We start from the raw sequence: 17927 nt of genomic DNA on the forward strand, positions 1-17927 counted from the left end.
CCCAATGAACTACATCGAACCCCATGGCCACATGGTCAGCCGCACGACGGATGACTACGAGCGCATGGCCATCGCCGGCTGCCGGGCAATCTGTGAGCCGGCGTTTTGGGCGGGATTTGACCGGGCAAGCGCGGACGGTTTTTATGACTACTTCCGGCAGATCACGGAATATGAGCCGAAGCGGTCGGCGAAGTTTGGCATTCAACATTACTGCTGGCTGTGCATCAATCCGAAGGAAGCGGAGGACCTGGCATTGGCTGACGACGTGATTGCGCTGATCCCACAGTTTATCGACAAGCCAGGCGTGCTGGGCATCGGCGAGATCGGCCTGAACAAGAACAGCCGCAACGAGCTGAAAATCTTCGAGCAGCATGTGCAGGTGGCGCAGGATTATGATGCGCTGGTTCTGATCCACACTCCGCACCTTGAGGACAAGCTGAAGGGGACGCGGCTGATCGTGGATGCGCTGAAAAACTTCCCAAAAATCAAGCCGGAGCGCGTGATCATCGACCACGTGGAGGAGCACACCATCGACCACGTACTGGACCACGGCTTCTGGGCGGGCATCACGCTCTACCCTGAAAGCAAATGCACGCCGAACCGGGCCATCGACATGCTGGAGCAGCGCCATGCGGAACGCATCTGGATGAACAGCGCCTGCGACTGGGGCGTGAGCGACCCCCTCGCCGTGCCAAAGACCATGCAGGCCATGCGGCAGCGTGGCTGGAGCGCGGAAATGATTCAGCGCGTGGCGTGGGACAATCCGCGTGCGTTCATGGGGCAGTGTGAGAAGTTTAAGCTGTAATGACCTCCCCCAGCCTCGACACCATCGCCCTGATCGCCGGAAACGGCATTTACCCGGAAACCTTTGTGGCGGCGGCGCGCAAGGCTGGGGTGAAGAAGCTGGTGGCGGCGGCGTTTACAAATGAGACGAAGCCGGAGCTGGCAGGGATGGTGGATGCCATCGAGTGGTTCCGAGTAGGGCAGCTGGGGAAGATGATCTCCTTTTTCAAAAAACAGGGTGTGACCCAGACGGTGATGGTGGGGCAGATCGCGCCGAAGAATCTTTTCGACCTGCGGCCGGATTTTCGCACGCTGATCATGATGGCGAAGCTGAAGCAGCGGAACGCTGAGACGCTGTTTGGCGGCATCGCGAATGAACTGGCGAAGGATGGCATCACGCTCCTGCCAGCGACGACTTTTTTAGACGACCTCATGCCCAAGGCCGGACACGTGGTGGGGCCGCAGATCAAAAAGCGGCGGCAGGAAGACGCGGAATTTGGCTTCAAGATTGCCAAGGAGAGCAGCCGGCTGGACATCGGGCAGACGGTGGTGGTGAAGAATGGGACGGTGCTGGCGGTGGAGGCCTTTGAAGGGACGAATGAAGCGGTAAAGCGGGGTGGTGCCCTCGGGCGTGGAGGGGCGACCATGGTGAAGGTGTCCAAGCCGAACCAGGACATGCGCTTTGACGTGCCGGTGGTGGGACCGGAAACCATCCGCACGGCGTCCGGAGCTGGGGTGGATTTGATTGCCGTCGAGGCTGGCATGACGTTGCTCCTGGGAAAAGACGAGGTCTTTCGGCTGTGCCAGGAGGCCAAAGTGACGATCGTCGCGTTGGAGTGATATTCCTACGGATGAGTTCGGGCGAAGGAGGGCGAAATTTCTTTATGGCATTATTGCGCCTTTCGGCTCTAATGGCGGGGCACTGCTGACTACCAACACTTTCTCACCTTACTCCAATGCCTAAAATGAACACAGAACGCAACCAAGCCTTCACTTCGACCGAGCTTTTGGTCACGCTCGCGGTCATCGGGATTCTCAGCATCCTCGTCCTGCCTGCTTGCAGCAAAATGGCCGAGACCCAGGAACGGCAGATGAAAGGGGTGAACAACTGCAGGCAGATCATCCTCTCCATGAAGCAGTTCTCCAAAGACCACGACAGCCAGTATCCTGACTCCGTGCAGAATCCGATTACCGGGGGCATGGCCCAGAACGCCAATGACGCCTTCCGCATGCTGATCCAAGAGCAGATCGTGAATGATGAGCGCATCTTCGGCTGTCCTGCCGGATACAATCCTGACAACAACATCGGTCAGGCACCCAGCTACGCCAATGCCCTGATGCCTGGTGAAAACCACTGGTCCATGACCGCCGGCCAGAAAGACACCTCGGAGGGCAGCATGCCGCTCGTGTTTGAAAACCCCGCCACCGTTGGGTGGCCTCCGCAGTGGAATGCCGATGTCGCAGGCCAGATCCAGCCCGGTCGCACCTGGCCGGGCGGTAAGATCATCATCGGACGTAATGACGGCAGCGTGGCTGTCGAAACGCTGGCTGGCACGACCGGCAAAGTCGGCCCTAAAATCTTGCCCGGCGGCACGAACATGTTCGTTCAAGCCTCGAAGGGCCTTCCGGAACGCGTCCTGCCTGTGGTTTATAATGGCAGGTAAAACTGGCATTCAGCCTCCCAACTTCCAAGCCGCCGAATGCTCCTCATTCGGCGGCTTTTTTGTGCTCTGCTGCAAGCCTGCCAGGAGGGTCGGAACTGCCGCGGGTGCGCTTCCTTACGTCCGTCCCCCCACCCGGGATGGCGAAATTTTTGTATCGTATTTCGGTTCCCGTTTGGGTTTAATCGGGGCGGGTGGCGGGATATTCCGCCATTCACATAACATAATAAAACAAACGACAGGTAAACATACGCATACAATGAAAACGAAACGAAACCACGCCTTCACTCTGATCGAGTTGTTGGTGGTTATCACCATCATCGCGGTTCTCGCGGGATTGGCGGTACCCATCTACAACATCGTTCAGACGACGGGCAATCAGACCAAAGGCGCCAACAACGCCAGACAGATCATCATGGCGATGAAACTGTTCGCGAAGGAGCATAGCAGCCAGTATCCCGACACTGTGGCCAATCCACAGACCGGGGCTGTGGCCCGAAATGCCAATGAGGCTTTCCGCCTCATGTTCCAGGAGAAGATCGTGCAGGATGAGCGGATCTTTGGCTGCCCCGCCGGACTCAATCCGGACTTGAACATCGGTCAGGGTCCTGACTATGGCAGCGCCCTGATGCCCGGTGAGAACCACTGGGCCATGACGGGCGGACAGACGGACGCAGCGCCGGGCAACATGCCCCTGGTGTTCGAAAATCCTGCCACCCCTAGCTGGCCGCCGCTGTGGAATGCGGAGGTTGCGGGTCAGATCGCTCCCGGCCGCACCTGGCCGGGTGGCAAGATCATCATTGGTCGGAATGATGGCAGCGTCGCTGTCGAAGTTCTGAAGGGCTCCGGTCGGATGGTCAGCCCCAAAGCCATGGCCGGTGGTCTTGACCTGTACACGCAGGCCTCCCAAGGTGTCCCTCAGCGCGTTCTGCCTGTGGTTTACGCCAACGAGAGACCTTCTCCGCGCGACATCATTGATGCTCCACCTCTCGCCTTGAATGGTGCACCCGTGGCTCCTCCGGTTCCCGCTGTGCCTTCGGCCGACGGCAGCCTGCCACCTTCGACTTTGGGCCAGTAATCCTCCAGCCTGAAGACTCCTCCACGCCGCCGGATGCATTGCGTCCGGCGGCTTTTTTGTGTTTGGAGTCTTTGCGCCCACTTCTTAATGGGGGACAGCGTTTTTTCTCGCTTTCAGCGGCCATTTAAATTGAATTAAGCGCAAATCAGGCAATGCATAAGATCAGACACTGGCCTATTTAAAAAATATACAGATCCCCTTCATGAAAACGACACTTACCCGAGCCTTCACTCTCGTCGAGCTATTGATCGCCATCACGGTCATCGCGATTCTCGCGGCGGTGGCGGTGCCCGCCTACACCAGCATGAGCGAGACTCAGCAATTTCAGATGAAAGGGGTTGGCAACTGCAAGCAGATCATCATCGCGCTCAAGATTTTCTCCAAAGACTACGGCAGCCAGTATCCCGACACAGTGCAAAACCCGGTGACAGGCGTGGCCATAGCAACGAACGCCAATGATGCCTTCCGGTTTCTGATCCAGGAACAGATCGTGACCGATGAGCGCATCTTTGGCTGCCCAGCCGGTTTCAGTCCGGACAACAACATCGGGCAGGCTCCTGGCTACACTAATGCCCTGACACCCGGTGAAAACCATTGGGCTCTGACTGGCGGCCAGACGGACACCTCGGTGGGCAGCATGCCTCTCGTTTTTGAAAACCCCTCCACCACAGACTGGCCGCCGAAGTGGAATGCCGACGTGGCAGGCCAGATCCAGCCCGGCCGCACCTGGCCCGGTGGACAGATCATCATCGGGCGTAATGACGGCAGCGTCTCGGTCGAAAATCTGGCCGGAGACAAAGGCAAGGTTGGTCCGAGAATCGTCATCAATGGCAATGACATCTTCACCGAGTCCTCCAAGGGCCTGCCGGAACGCATCCTGCCCGTGCTTTACTCAAAATGAGCGCCTCCTCGGCTCTGAGCCGATGATCTAGCGATGCCACCGGATGTGCTCCGTCCGGTGGCATTTTTGTGATTGGATTCATAGGCGGGCAACCAGTTCAACGTGAGCATTTTGGATGACTTTGCCGTCCTGAGCCGGGCACTGTCATTTTTTTCTCGCATTTTTGACCGCATTTGGGTCTAATCATTGGACACCTGAATAAAATCGGGCGTCCGCATAACATCATAACCAACCCATAAAAAATACTCAGCCAATGAAACTAACGAAACGAAACCAAGCCTTCACTCTTATTGAGCTGTTGGTGGTGATCACGATCATCGCGATTCTCGCGAGCCTGGCCGTGCCTGCATTCAACATGGTGCAGACCAACGGAAACCAGATGAAAGGCGTCAGCAACTGCAAGCAGATCATCATGTCTCTCAAGCAGTTCTCCAAAGACTACAACAGCCAGTACCCTGACTCCGTGGCCAACCCACAGACGGGCAGCATGGCCCAGAGCGCCAACGATGCCTTCCGCTTCCTGATCCAGGAGCAGATCGTGAGTGATGAACGCATTTTCGGCTGCCCAGCCGGTTTCAACCCGGACGCCAACATCGGTCAGGCCCCCGCCTTTGGCAACGCACTGCAGCCAGGTGAAAACCACTGGGCCATGACGGGCAACCAGACGGACGCCACCGTGGGCAACATGCCCGTGGTGTTTGAAAACCCCGTCTCCCCAAACTGGCCTCCGCTGTGGAATGCAGATGTGGCCGGTCAGGTGGCCCCTGGCCGCACCTGGCCTGGTGGCAAGATCATCATTGGCCGCAATGACGGCAGTGCCGCAGTCGAAGCACTGGCTGGCAAGAAGGGCATGATCGGCCCGAAAGTCATGGCTGGTGGATTCAATCTCTTCACCCAGGCATCCCAGGGCCAGCCACAGCGCGTCCTGCCAGTGATTCTCGGTGGCAACTACACGAACGGAACCCAGATCGGCGGGCAAACAATGGGTGCCCAGCCTCCTGGAGGCCTTGGCGGTGCTCCTCTTGGTGCCCCTCCCGGAATGCCTGGCGGCGCGGTTCCTCCCGCTCCCCTTCCTGGCGCGCCTGCCGGTGCTCCTGGTGGCCTGCCACCTTCGGGCCTGTAAGACTCGTGGCCAAGCCTGAAAGACAATCCACACCGCCGGATGCGAACCATCCGGCGGTTTTTTTTACCCCCCGAATTTCCAAGGAATTGAGGCAAACTGCTCGATCCTTCCTTGGCTTCCCCGCTTACTGTGCTTATGATGAGTATGCAGGTTGTCCATAAGCGCTCTGCCGTTACCTCCCGACTTTCACATGCCGCCCCACGCCCCCTCCCGACATGCTTTGAACCGCCCGTTTCCAAGCGCCTGCTGGATCGTCATGGCGGCGCTGATGCTTACGAGTGTTGCGCGGGCCTTTGACACCGTGATCCTGGACCCAGGCCATGGTGCCCACGACCGCGGAGCGGCGATTGGATACGTCTATGAAAAGCATCTGGCACTGGACACCGCACGCCGGGTGGAGCAGCTGCTGCGCAAGGAAGGACTCAAGGTCATCATGTCGCGCAGCCGGGACGTTTTCATCCCCTTGCAGGACCGTTCCGCGCTGGGCAACAGCAGAAGCGACGCGATTTTCGTCAGCATCCATTACAATTACAACCGGGGCGGGAGCGGAGCCGGTGCTGAGACGTACTATCATTTTACCTCGGGCTACATGCTGGCGGCCTACATTCAGGCATATCTTGTGCAGCGCACAGGCATGACAAACCGCGGGGTCAAGAGCGCCAACTTTCATGTGATCCGTGCCACGACGAAGAACCCTGCAGTGCTGGTGGAGTGCGGCTTTGTGAGCAATTCGAGCGAGCGTGCGCGCATGCTGACCGGAGAATTTCGTGCAAAGATCGCCGAAGGAATCGCGCAGGGCATCGTGGCGTTTCGGAAGTCGAAGTGAGGCAGAAGGAGGGCGTGACCTACACTGGCGCTCGTTTGCTGTGTCAGGAAAGCCGCAGCAGCCAGGGGCGCACCTCATACCATAAGCCAGACCTGTGTTTAATCGATCCCGGTATCACCTTTTGAAGCTATCTTGCCATGGTATGCAGCCCCAGGTATAGAACCGGGAAGATGGTGGCGCGACGATCAGGCAGCAGTCAATGACTTGATTTGCGAATGATTAGGATGCCGAGGTAGCAGGCACAGGCGGGGGCGTTGCCTTGGCGGCCTTGGGGGTAAAACGTTCGTAGAGGCCGAGCCCTAATCCGAAGCCCAGAAGCAGCAACTGGCTGAGCCAGTAGAGGTAGATCTTGGGCCAGATGCCCTCAGTGAAGCCATAGGCATGCAGGCCAACACCGAGCTGGTTTACGCCGAACCACGAAAAGATGACGATGCAGCCGAGGATGAGATTGCAGCAGTGCAAACCGATCTCGCGGATGTAGCCGCCGAGACGCGCATGGAGAATCACAAGGCACATGAGCACGATCATCAGCGCGCCATTTTCTTTGGGATCCCAGCCCCAGAAGCGGCCCCAGCTGTAGTTGGCCCAGATGCCACCGAGCACAGTACCCACAAGGGCGAGGAAGAGACCTGCTGCAATGAACCCATAAGCCACCCGGGACAGCAAGCGCGCATCTTCGGAACCCGTCTTGAACACACAAAACATGCGCTGGATGAAGTAGATCATTGAGATCAGAGCAGCGACCATGCAGGCGGCGTAGCCGAGATTGATCATGGGAACATGGGTCGAGAGCCAGAAGTTTGTGATCAGCACGGCCTGCAGCTGCTGCAGCGTGTCTGTTGCTTCTGAGGCTTCGAACTGGATGGACAGAAGCATGCATGCGGTGCCTCCGATGGCTGTCACCAGCAGACCAAGTCCACGCTTGGTGATCCACTCTGCGATCAAGCCGAGCAGTGCACAGGATGACCCGATGAAGAGAATCGTCTCATACAGGGTGGTGATCGGCGGACGCTGCATGATGATGCAGCGAATCACGACACCAGTCACAGCGAGCCCCGTGGCGCTCGCGAGCAGCAGCCATGCGGCAAACCGCGCTGTTTTTTCAAAGCGGGTTCCAGGAGACACCCAGGTCAGCGCCACAAACACAAAGCCGGCGAGGAAAATCCACTGGGCGTAGAAAAAGTAGTCGGCACGCATCGCGTGGCGTTCCAATGTCACATACTGCCCTTCCCCGCGCAGTTTGGCAGCGTCCTGGATTTTGGTAAGGAGGGTCTTGGAGGCAGCTTTGAATTTGGCGGCGTCTGGCAGCGAGAGGTAAACGTCTTCGTAGAGCGCGAGCCAGGCGAGCTTATCTGCAGAGGTGTCTTTGCCCGTGTTGATGGCGTCCAAAATGATGGCACCGGGTCCAGCCCAGACGTTATTTGCCCCAGGGGCAGGTGGGAAGATACGCAGCTGCTGCTCGGGAGTGCCGGTCATCATGGCTCCGAGAGCGGCCCGGAACAGGTCTCTGAACCATGGGATCTGCATCGGGGCGCCGCCGCTGTGCAGATTGGCGATGAGCGGGTTCAGGCTCTTGGAAAGACGCACGGGCATCTGCACGCCTTCCGGCAGTTTCTCCGGCTTTTCTCCCAGGGGAGAGCGAATGAAATCGAAATGACCGGTGATCATCTCGTAGTCGAGGAAGTTGGCGGCGAGCTGCACGATCATGCGCTGCTCGGGCGTCTGTTTTTTGGCTGGAATGAGAACGTAAGACTTCCTTTTTTCCATCAACTCCTGACGCGCGGGCTCGATCTCGGCAAAGGTGTACTGGTCACGCTTGGCCTTGGCCTTCAGACCCAGCTCCGTGATGGCGGAGGAGTTGTCGACTTTGAAAAGAGGAACGATCTGGCCGATGTCGGGACGGAACCAGCTCATGAGCAGCCATTCGACGGCGTTGAGCTTCACCGGCTTGCCGCCTTCCTTGGTGATGGCTTTCTGCGTGGCGGGATCGATCAGGGGATTGCCATCCATTTCCCCGGAGTCGGTGAGCCAGATGCTGCGGCGTGCACGCAAACGGAGGAGGCGGTAGCTGGCCACATTTTCAAGCGGCTTGATGCGGCCGGATTCCTGCACCGGGAGTGAAGCGAAGGTTTCGACGACTTCCTTGTCGCGGAAGAGATCGAGCGAGGGCAGTTCGACTGCCGCAGCGGCAGCGAAGCCGCTGAGCGAGAAGAGCCCAAGAAGGACGAGACGGAGAGTTTTCATGCAGTGAGATACGATGGCACGAGGGAGGTTAGAGCAGCTTCCACATGGCGAGCGCGAAGGCGGCATTGAAAGCAAGGATGAGGCTGAAGGCGAAGATCCAGGGGTTTACCTTGAGGAAGCGGGCGAGCATCATGAGGAAGTGCAGGAGGAGGCCTTCCGCGACGATGATGCAGGAAATGAGGGGCCAGTGATCAGCGGGATTTTCCACGATCATGAACCCGGAGCTCTTCACACCGGTGCCTTCTTTTTCGCCCGAACTGAAGGTGCTCTGGAAGACGGCGTAACCTTCACTGCGCACAGGCTCGTTCATGGTGACGAGCCGCTTCTCCTCATTACCACCGCTGATTTTGGTGACGTTGCTGCTGAAGCGGCGGGCGCGCTCGGTGCCGGGGTGCTTTTCCTCCTCGGTGTGGTCAAGGCGAATGGCAAAGGGCAGCTTGTAGGTGCGGTGCACGAGGGAGACGAGGAACTTTTCCTTGCCGGCGGTGACCGTCCAAGGAGCGGCGGCGAACTCCCAGAGGATGCCGTTCTGCACCTCGTCGCCGCCTTTGATTTTTGCGATGGCGTAGCAGGCGCTGGAAAGCTGCTCATCAGGCTTGGCGGCGCCGGATTCGTCGAGGATGCTCATCTCCTGAATGAAGTAGCCGTCCACGGAATCGCTGCGGCTGTTGCCGGCATCGCGGCGGGGCTCGGCACTCTTTTTCCAGCCGGTGATCATGAGATCAAACGGGAGGCTCTCGTGGGTGAAGGTACGCCCCTGCCCTGAGGCAAGATCATGGAACATGGATTCGTCGATGACGAGAACGCTGCGCTTGGCGGCGGGGTCAGCCTGCACTTTTTCGATCTCGATGACGCGGTCGTGGAAGCTGAGAAATTCGTCCCCAGTTTCACCTTCGCGAAGGTTGAGATTTCCTTCCTTGGCAAAGTGATGGGTGACCGCGCCGGCGGCGATCATGAAAAGGATGGCGAAGTGGGAAATGATGACGCCAATGGTCTTCGGCGCCTTGCGAATGCGGAGGATGCCGCCAAACAGGAGGTTCACGAAAAGGACCGCCATGAGCGTGTAGCCACCGGGCACCAGATGGAAGAGCGGAAGGCTGACATTGCCAATGTTCCAATAGCCGTCCAAGGCCAGCGCACGCCAGCAGGCGCCGATGTCGATGCGGTCAATGAACGCCGACTCAAAGTAGCGGGCCTGGCTTGCGACGAGGCCGTGCTCCGCCTGCTCCAGAGTGCCGAGCAGCGTGAGCAGCAGCAGCATGATGAGCACCGCGGTGGCGAGGCCGAAGCTGGAGAGGAAAGCGAAGATTTTCGCGGGGAGAGATTTGGATGAAGAAGACACGGAATAAAAAATGGAAAAGCCTCAGTCTTGAGCGGCAGGCTGGGAGGGCTGCGCGTCGCTCTTTTTGGACAAACAATACGCCTTTTCGGCCAGACGGGCTGCACGGAGGCAGCCCAGGTAGAAGGCCACGATGCCAATCACGAACAGGATCCCCATGGGCACCTGCCATGCGGGATTCCCCTGCATGCCGGGAATGTGCTGGTAAAACATGCCGACCAGCATGCAAACACCGCCAATGAGAATTCGTGTGCTGGGACGCATGACAGGGATCCGGCAGTTACTGCTGGTTCAACGCAGGATTGGGCTTGATGGACTGGCAGAAGGCATCAAAGGCGGCGGCGTTTTGTTCGACGAGGGCCTTGGGACCAGTGAGCTTGACGAAGATGGTGGCCTGGTCGGCTGAATGAATGAGGCCGAGCATGCTGTAGCCGCTCTTCGCCTCGGTGGCGCCGAAGCCTTTGAAGTCGCCATCAAAAGCGACAAAGGCCGCATCCCGGTTAAAGAACGGCTTTTTCGGCAGATTGGCGATCTCTTCCGCCGTGTAGGGTTTCTGACCCATTTGCGTGCGCCAGCGGTTGACGTTGGCCTCCAGGCCGCCTGCGGGGCCGGGCATGAGAGAGATGTAGCATTCGCCCTCCTGATTGGGGCCAAATCTCAAGTCGAGAACGCGCATGCCCATGGGATCTGGCGTGGTGGATTCCGTCCATCCTGCGGGAAGAGTCCAGGTGAGCAGTTCGCGGAAACTCGGCCGCCGGGGCTGCTCCTCTTCTTTCGCGTCATCATAAAAACGGGTGGAACTGGGGATGTCCACATGCGGCTTGGGCGCGTGGCTGGAAATCTCACGCGTCTCGGTGATGGCTTCACGCTCCTGCGGCGAGCGATTGCAGGAAGTGATGAGAAGACTGCACGCGAGGAGCGCGCAGGATGGCTGGAGGAATTTCATCGAGGGGGAAACGTGTGAGAGGGCGGGATGATTAGCAGCATCCTCGCGGAATACCACGAAGATGCTCCCTCCCACCGCAGATAGGTGCCGGCAGCGAAACCTGAAGAGCCTAGGAGCTCTTGTGGTCGGTGTGGCAGGCTTTGCAGTTCACGGCAGCCTTGTAGGCGGCGGCACCGGCCGGATCTTTCGCCTGCACTTTTTTCACCGCGCCGATGAGGGCCTGGCACTTGGCCACCCAGGCGGCTTTGTCTCCCTTTGGCGGAGTGGCGGCGCACATGTCCTGATAGCCTTTGAGCAGCGCGGCCAGGTCGGCATCGGAGGCGGTGGTGCCGACTTTTTTGCAGAGGGCGTCATCGCCTTTGTGATACTGTTTCATGACGTTTTTGATGACGTCACTGCCGGCGGGAGCGGGGGTGGCGGGCTTGGCCTCGTCCTTCTTGGCTGGAGCCGGTGCGGGCGGGGGCGCAGGAGGAGGAGCGGTGAGCTTGGCAATTTCATCAGCGGTGAGGCCGACGTTCACTTTGAGGCCGGGGACCTGTCCTTCCAGGGCCTTGGCTCCGGCCTGCGTGACGCCGGTTTCCCAGACAAAGAGTTTCTTCAAATCCTTGGCCGAAGCGAGCTTGGCGATGCCGCCGTCCGTGGTCTTGGTGCCGTAGATGTTGAGGTACTCGAGGTTCTGGAGGGCGCCGAGCTTGGCGAGGCCGGCGTCGGTGATCTTGGTATTTTCGAGATGGAGGCGCTCGAGGTTGGCCATCTTGGCCAGGGTGTCAGCGGCGGCATCGGTGATCTGGCTGCGAGAGAGATCGACCCAGAGAATCTGGCCGGCGATGGGAGCGAGGAGTGCGAGTTCCTTGTCGCCAAATTTGTCTGCGGCATTGATGACGCCGAGGCGAAGCTGCTCGGTGTCTTGAGCGAGGGGCATGAGAGAGGCATTGAGGGCCTGCATCTTGGCGGAGATTTCAGCGACCTGCTTTTTCTCGGCTTCGGTCAGGGGCTTGGCCTTTGGCTTGGCGGGCTTGGCAGCGACTTCTGCTTTGGGCAGACCTTTGGCGAGGAGCACTGCAAGAGCGCCTTCGACTTCGGCCGGAGCTTTGACGGAGGCGACGGTGGCGGTCTCGGAGGCACCGTTTTCGATCCACCAGGTGAGCACGGCGACCTCTTCCTTGGTGAGCTGAGGCTCATCGCTCGGAGGCATGTGATCGTCGTCGTCCTTGGGGAGATTGGCGCGGACGAGGAGGAGGCTTTCCTTGGTGTTTTTGGGAATGACTGTCGTGGCACCGTCACCGCCGCCTTTCAGCATGGAGGCGTAGTCGTGAAGCTGGAGCTTGCCCTTCTTCTTTTCCACGCCGTGGCAGGAAGTGCACTTGGCGCTCATGATCTGGGCGACGACGTCTTTATAAATGACGGCCTTGGCGGCAATGGCGGGGTCCAGCTTGCCAGCGGCCGCAGGCGCCGCAGGGGCGGGCGCGGGAGCAGGGGCCGCTGCTGGTTTGGCGGGGGCGGCGGGTGCTGGAGTGTTCGCTGGAGCCGGCGCGGGCGGTGCGGCTGCGACGACGGCGGTCGGCTTGGCATCATCTTCGGTCGTCCAGCCGGTGTTGATGTGGGCCTTGGGCAGTTTGGCTTTCAAAGCAGCCACGCCTGCCTTGGTGACGCCGCTCTGCCAGAGATAGATAGCCTTGAGCTTGCTGAGGCCGGCGAGCTTGGCGAGACCGGCGTCGGTGACCTTGGTATTGTAGAGGTTGATGTATTCGAGCTCGGTGAGTCCCTTGAGCTGATCGAGTCCGGCATCGCCGATGGTGGTGCCTTCCAGGTGGAGTTCCTTGAGGGTCTTCATGCCTGCGACGGCCTTGAGGCCGGCATCCGTCACCTTGCTGCGGGCGATGTCGAGCGAGGCAATCTTGTCGGCAATGGGAGCCAGCGGCTCCAAACCAGCATCTCCGAATTCCTTGGCGACATTCAGAGCGGTGAAGCGGAAGGTCTTGGCGTCGGCTGCGACGGGCATCAAAGAAGCGCCGGTGGCGTTTACTTTCTGCACGGCTGCGGCCACGGCCGGGTCGGCGGCGGCTTTGTCATCGGCGGCATGCGCGGTGAGGCCAAGTGCCAGGGCAAAGAAGAGGGAGGTTGGTTTCATGAAGGGGACAGTTTTTCGGCAGGAAATGAACAAGGCAACAAAAGGGGCTAATTGGACGAGCCTTTCAGAATTCCATCAACCGTGGCCTGAAGTTCGGCGGGGAATTTGGCGTCTTTGACCGTCTGCGTGCCGCTGGCGCCTTCCTTGACCCACCACTTGAGCAGGTCTGTCTCTTCCTTGGTCAGCTGCTCCTTGCCATCCGGCGGCATGTGCTCGTCATCGCTGTCAGGCAGCATGATGCGGGCGATGCTGAGGCTTTCTTCAAGATTGCCGGCGACGAAGTTTTTGCCGTTCTCGCCGCCCTTCATGGCCATTTCATAGGTGTCCATGCGCAGGTCGCCCTTCGACTTCTCCTCGCTGTGGCACTTGTTGCACTTGGCGGTGAGGACCGGCAGGATGACATGCTGGAAGACCAGCTTTTCATCGCTGGCGGGAGCAGGCGGAGGTGTGGGTGGCGTGGGCGGAGGTGTGGGCGAACCTTTATCGGCCATCTCGGGTTTGACCTCCGGTTTAACCTCCGGTGCCACCACGACCGTGGGAGCGGCTTTCTTTTCCTCCTTGGGTTTCTCCACAAAGGTCAGCATCCACTTCTCCATGCCGACCATCGGTGCTTTAATCCACTCCGGCGCATGCTTCGTGAGGAAGGTGTTGCCATGGCTCATGTTGCCACCGAAGTGGGCACCGAGGCCCATGATGCCAAAGCTGATGAAATAGACCGCACGGTAGGCATTGAGGAGTTCCATGCTGCCACGGCCCATGGCGGTGAGGCGGATGACGAGTGCGGCAAGGACCCCAAAAGTGCCGATCAAGCCCATGGTCTGGTGGAGGCTGAAATTGCCCCCGACGTAACCGCCCTCACGCGAGAGCATGATGCCGGCAAAAACGGCGAGGATGGCACCGGCGGAGCCGAGCACGAGCATGAGCAGGGAGGCATCTCCATACTTCTCCTCCCCGCGGCGGGTGGAGCAGATAAGCTCAAAAAAGCAGAGCAGGCTCAAAATGCCCACCGGGAGATGCAAGAAGATGGGGTGGAAGCGGCCGATGAACAGCACGAAGCTAGAGGCATCGGATTTGGGATCCTCATAGAGCGGCGGAAAAATCAGCAGGCCCACCACAAACACGGCGATCAGGAGGATCGAGGTGATCCAGGCGGCGGTATAGGGTTTCGGTTCGTCGGTTTCAGGCGAATGCGAAGACATGGAGGGGGAGTTCGGGGTTGGGGGAGAAAGAGATGATATGGCGCTTCTAGTAACGGCAGCCCAGCGAAATATTCATCAGGAACCTGATGGTCGATACTGCAAACATTCACTCCGACTTTTGTCCGATCCTGATCGTATTTTGTGCACCACTCCCCTGCCCCACCCATGCCACACACTGTTTTACACTGGTTCCGCCGCGATCTGAGACTGACTGACAACACGGCTCTGCACCACGCCACCAAGGCAGCCGAGCAGGTGATCCCGGTTTATATTTTGAGCGACTGGAAGGAGCACCACGGATGGACGGGGCCGAACCGGCAGCAGTTTCTCTGCGGCAATCTGGAGTCGCTGGCGAAGAACCTTGATGCCCTGGGCAGCCGCCTCATCGTTCGCTGCGGCAGCGCGGAGGAGGAACTGGGAAAGCTGGCACGGGAAACCGGTGCGGAAGCGATCTACTTCAACCGCGACTACGATCCCTATGGCCGTGCCATGGAGGCGAAGGTGCAGAAGGTTTGTGAGAAACTTGGCATCGAGTGCCACTCGCATCAGGATCGCGTGCTGCATGAACCTGACGCGGTGCTGACAGGCAGCGGGCAGCCCTACCGGGTTTACACTCCCTACTCCAAGAACTGGCTGAACCTGCCGAAGACGGAGCCGCTGGGACGCACCGCCAAGCTGGGACCGGCGGCGGCGGAGAAAATCAAGAGCCATGCCCTGCCGACGCTGGCGCACTGGAAGCTGCCCGCCTGCACGGCTGACATCCCGACGCCGGGTGAACGCGCCGCGCGCGAGCGGCTGAAGCATTTCATCGGCTCGGGTATTCTTCATGAGTACGGCCAGAAGCGGAACATCCCCGCCGGACAGAGCACCTCCCAACTCAGCCAGGACCTGCGCTTTGGCCTGCTGAGCATTCGAGAGATCTATCAGCGCTGCCTAGAGTCGGTCGACCAGCGCCCCGAGCACGTGAGCAAGGCGGCAGCCCAAAGCTCCATCGACACCTACATCAAGGAACTCGCCTGGCGTGAATTCTACCTCGCCATCCTGTGGCATTACCCGCATGTGTTTGAGCAGGAGTTCAACCCAGACTGGGTGGGCCTGCCCTGGCCCGGCACGGAGGCCGATTTCGAGCGCTGGGCGACCGGGACCACGGGCTTTCCCATCGTGGATGCCGGCATGCGCCAGCTTTTGCAAACCGGCGTCATGCACAACCGCCTGCGCATGATCACCGCCATGTTTCTTACCAAGGACCTGCACTGCGACTGGCGTTTGGGAGAGGCGTTTTTCATGCAGCATCTGGTGGATGGTGAAAACGCCAGCAACAACGGCGGCTGGCAGTGGAGCGCCGGCACCGGAGCAGATGCCGCGCCGTATTTCCGCATTCAAAATCCCTGGCTGCAAAGCGTGCGCTTTGATCCCGAGGGAGAGTACATCAAGAAGTGGGTGCCGGAACTCAAGGACGTACCTGCGGCGGATCTGCATGAAGTGCCGAAGGGCGGGAAAAGCCTGGCGAGGGGATACCCTCTGCCGATGGTGGATCATCATGCGGAGCGGGACAAGTGCCTGGCGATTTTTGCGAAGCACAAGGGGGAGCGGAGGTGAGGACAGTCCCTTCCCGCTGAAGCAGTTCATTCACTCATAACGAGAAATCACCGAGCGGGATGCTGGGAGCCGCAAATGAGGCGAATACCACATCATGGCAGGCGCGGCAGCGCGCCGGGGACGTGCTGGAAATCAAAGCCCTTTACGGATTCCGCAGCCAGTGTGGCGATGCGGTGGTGCAGGTGATAGGCTGCGTCGGGGATTACCGGTGCGCCGGGCTGGTAGCGGTTGCAGAGGAAGATGACGAAGGTGCCGGAGAAGGGATCGATCCAGAGCATCTGTCCGGTCCAGCCGGCATGGCCGTAGCTGCCCACGGGAAAGAGCGCGCCACGGTGCAGGCCGTAGGGGTGCGGCGGTGTGCGGTAGGGGGTGTCGATGTCCCAGCCGAGCGCGCGCCGCACGGGGAGATTCCCCGCGCCGGGGGCGCGCAGTTCAGGCGGGCTCTGCACGCGGGTCATGAGGCTCACGGTGTCTGCACGCAGCACGCGCGCGCCGTCCAGTTCGCCGGAGTTGAGCATCATGCGGGCAAAGCGTGCGAGGTCCGCCGTGGTGGTGAAGAGAGACGCATGCCCGGCCACGCCGCCCATGCTGCGCGCCATGAAGTCATCCACCTGCCCGCGCTGCGGGGCGCTGCTGGGGGCCACGCGCGGGAGCTTGTCCGCCGCTGGGCGAAAGCCAGTGTCCTTCATTCCCAACGGGCGGAAGATCTCGGCGGTGCAGTATTCATCAAAGGCACGGCCGGTGGCTTTTTCGATCGCCGCTGCCAGCAGCAGGGTACCGACGCTGCTGTAGGCGTAGGCAGTGCCGGGCTCAAAGACGGGCTTTTCCTTGCAGGCATGCGCCACGGCGTCGTCGCGGCTGGAGATCGGCTGCGTCTTGGGATCGAGGTTGGTCTTCAAGCCGGAGGTGTGCAGCAGCAGATGGCGCAGGGTGATCTTCTCGCGCCCTTCTCCGGTGAATTCGGGCATGTACTTGGAGAGCGGATCGTCGAGCTGCAGCAGGCCGCGCTCGATGCACTGCATGGCCGCCGTGGCTGTGGCGACCACCTTGGTGATCGAGGCGACATCAAAGATCGTGTCCTCCGTCATCAGCTCCGTGGCGGGTGCGGGCGCACGACTGCCGTAGGTCTTGTGATAATTTGCGCCGTTTCGCTCCACCCACAGCGCCGCGCCCACGATCTGCTTTTCGCCGATGGCGTGGTCGATGGTGCTGTCCAGCTCCGCCAGCTTTTCGGCGCGGAAGGTTTCAGCGGTCGAGGGGGCGGCTGCTTTTGAATCCGCCGCTGCAGGCTTGCTCTTCGCCTGCAGTTCCGCTTTGCGCCTGGGCCAGTCCGCATTGGGCAGCGCCTCCCACATGCGCAGGTGGCGAAAGCTCGCCTCGGTGCCGGCCACGAGCATGAAGCTGTGCTTGGCAACGCCGATGAGCGGGTCTTCAAGGGTGACGCTCCGGCCATCGAGCGTGCCCACCGCCTCGCCGCCTTTGATTTCCAGCACCAGCGTGTGCCACTCTCCCAGCTTCACCGTCTGGGCCGCTTTCGTCGCCGGGCCTTGCAGGCGCTGCTTGGTGGTGGGATTGATCTTTGAGTCGTCATACGGACTGCCAGAAAGGCCGCCGCCGCCCACGGTCAGCACGCACACGTAGTCCTTCGCATCGGTGGCCTTGATCTGGAGGTAGCGGTACTTGCGCCCCTCGTCGGGCACGTCGTTCAGGCGCACCTCGCACTGAATGATAGCGTCCTGGTATTGAATGCCATAAGATGCCGTGGCCGGGTGGTGCGCCTCGGGGTGCTCCATCCCCCTGAAGGCCCCGTCTGCCAGCTCCCAGCGCCCGGACTTCACCACTCCGGGGCCGCTGTTGTACTTCCAGCCGCTGAACCCACTGGCGAAACCCACCGGCTTGCCCGTGTAGGGAGCGAGCGACCCGCCGAAGTCCTCGCTGACGAGCAGCCTGCCGCGCGTCGTCATGAGCGTCTCTGGCAGCGCATCCTCCGCACACACCGCGGCGCTGATGCAAAAGACAAGAAGGGCGGCAAGGCGGCGCGGTGCGGGATGTGCAGGCATGGTGGGTGCGAAGGCGAATGTGAGAGCACTACCGCTC

15 protein-coding genes are annotated in these 17927 nt (G+C 60.1%); 8 read left to right on the forward strand and 7 right to left on the reverse strand.

Annotated elements, in window-relative coordinates:
• Window positions 1–4 precede the first annotated feature (4 nt).
• The 7 genes from ACILSO_RS07605 to ACILSO_RS07635 all read left to right on the forward strand — a co-directional run bounded on the left by ACILSO_RS07605 (window position 5) and on the right by ACILSO_RS07635 (window position 6372).
• Window positions 5–805, forward strand: coding sequence for a TatD family hydrolase (locus tag ACILSO_RS07605; protein WP_395736781.1), 801 nt, complete (start codon window positions 5–7; stop codon window positions 803–805).
• The gene (locus tag ACILSO_RS07610) at window positions 805–1623 is read left to right on the forward strand and encodes an LpxI family protein (RefSeq protein ID WP_395736782.1); all 819 of its coding nucleotides are present in this window, start codon (window positions 805–807) and stop codon (window positions 1621–1623) included. Before ACILSO_RS07605 ends, ACILSO_RS07610 begins: the two co-directional genes overlap by 1 nt.
• Window positions 1624–1748: 125 nt before the next feature.
• Window positions 1749–2447: a type II secretion system protein gene (locus ACILSO_RS07615; RefSeq protein WP_395736783.1), complete on the forward strand. Its 699-nt coding sequence runs from the start codon at window positions 1749–1751 to the stop codon at window positions 2445–2447.
• A 256-nt stretch (window positions 2448–2703) separates the two neighbouring features.
• On the forward strand, window positions 2704–3522 hold the full coding sequence (locus tag ACILSO_RS07620; protein WP_395736784.1) for a type II secretion system protein: 819 nt from the start codon (window positions 2704–2706) through the stop codon (window positions 3520–3522).
• A 202-nt stretch (window positions 3523–3724) separates the two neighbouring features.
• Complete coding sequence (locus ACILSO_RS07625; protein ID WP_395736785.1) at window positions 3725–4423, forward strand: type II secretion system protein; 699 nt, start codon at window positions 3725–3727, stop codon at window positions 4421–4423.
• A gap of 253 nt (window positions 4424–4676) precedes the next feature.
• Window positions 4677–5546, forward strand: a complete 870-nt coding sequence (locus ACILSO_RS07630; protein WP_395736786.1) for a type II secretion system protein — start codon at window positions 4677–4679, stop codon at window positions 5544–5546.
• A 190-nt stretch (window positions 5547–5736) separates the two neighbouring features.
• Window positions 5737–6372 carry an N-acetylmuramoyl-L-alanine amidase gene (locus ACILSO_RS07635; RefSeq protein WP_395736787.1) on the forward strand — a complete coding sequence of 212 codons (636 nt, stop codon included), beginning with the start codon at window positions 5737–5739 and terminating at the stop codon, window positions 6370–6372.
• A gap of 219 nt (window positions 6373–6591) precedes the next feature.
• Here ACILSO_RS07635 and ACILSO_RS07640 read toward each other — a convergent pair whose 3' ends face one another.
• The 6 genes from ACILSO_RS07640 to ACILSO_RS07665 form a co-directional block, all read right to left on the reverse strand.
• Window positions 6592–8616 carry a cytochrome c biogenesis protein gene (locus ACILSO_RS07640; protein ID WP_395736788.1) on the reverse strand — a complete coding sequence of 675 codons (2025 nt, stop codon included), beginning with the start codon at window positions 8614–8616 and terminating at the stop codon, window positions 6592–6594.
• Window positions 8617–8644: 28 nt separating this feature from the next.
• Window positions 8645–9958: a cytochrome c biogenesis protein ResB gene (locus ACILSO_RS07645; RefSeq protein ID WP_395736789.1), complete on the reverse strand. Its 1314-nt coding sequence runs from the start codon at window positions 9956–9958 to the stop codon at window positions 8645–8647.
• A 21-nt stretch (window positions 9959–9979) separates the two neighbouring features.
• The gene (locus tag ACILSO_RS07650) at window positions 9980–10219 is read right to left on the reverse strand and encodes a hypothetical protein (RefSeq protein WP_395736790.1); all 240 of its coding nucleotides are present in this window, start codon (window positions 10217–10219) and stop codon (window positions 9980–9982) included.
• A gap of 16 nt (window positions 10220–10235) precedes the next feature.
• Window positions 10236–10901: a hypothetical protein gene (locus ACILSO_RS07655; protein WP_395736791.1), complete on the reverse strand. Its 666-nt coding sequence runs from the start codon at window positions 10899–10901 to the stop codon at window positions 10236–10238.
• A 109-nt stretch (window positions 10902–11010) separates the two neighbouring features.
• The gene (locus ACILSO_RS07660; RefSeq protein WP_395736792.1) at window positions 11011–13032 is read right to left on the reverse strand and encodes a c-type cytochrome domain-containing protein; all 2022 of its coding nucleotides are present in this window, start codon (window positions 13030–13032) and stop codon (window positions 11011–11013) included.
• Between the two features lie 47 nt (window positions 13033–13079).
• Window positions 13080–14231 (reverse strand): c-type cytochrome domain-containing protein, encoded by a 1152-nt coding sequence (locus ACILSO_RS07665; RefSeq protein ID WP_395736793.1) that lies wholly within the window; start codon window positions 14229–14231, stop codon window positions 13080–13082.
• A 165-nt stretch (window positions 14232–14396) separates the two neighbouring features.
• Between ACILSO_RS07665 and ACILSO_RS07670 the strand changes: the two genes are divergently transcribed.
• Window positions 14397–15830, forward strand: a complete 1434-nt coding sequence (locus ACILSO_RS07670; RefSeq protein WP_395736794.1) for a cryptochrome/photolyase family protein — start codon at window positions 14397–14399, stop codon at window positions 15828–15830.
• 92 nt (window positions 15831–15922) lie between these two features.
• Here ACILSO_RS07670 and ACILSO_RS07675 read toward each other — a convergent pair whose 3' ends face one another.
• Window positions 15923–17890, reverse strand: a complete 1968-nt coding sequence (locus ACILSO_RS07675; protein ID WP_395736795.1) for a serine hydrolase domain-containing protein — start codon at window positions 17888–17890, stop codon at window positions 15923–15925.
• Between the last annotated feature and the right edge of the window lie 37 nt (window positions 17891–17927).

It is taken from the genome of Prosthecobacter sp. (genome assembly GCF_044226605.1).
GTDB lineage: Bacteria > Verrucomicrobiota > Verrucomicrobiia > Verrucomicrobiales > Verrucomicrobiaceae > Prosthecobacter.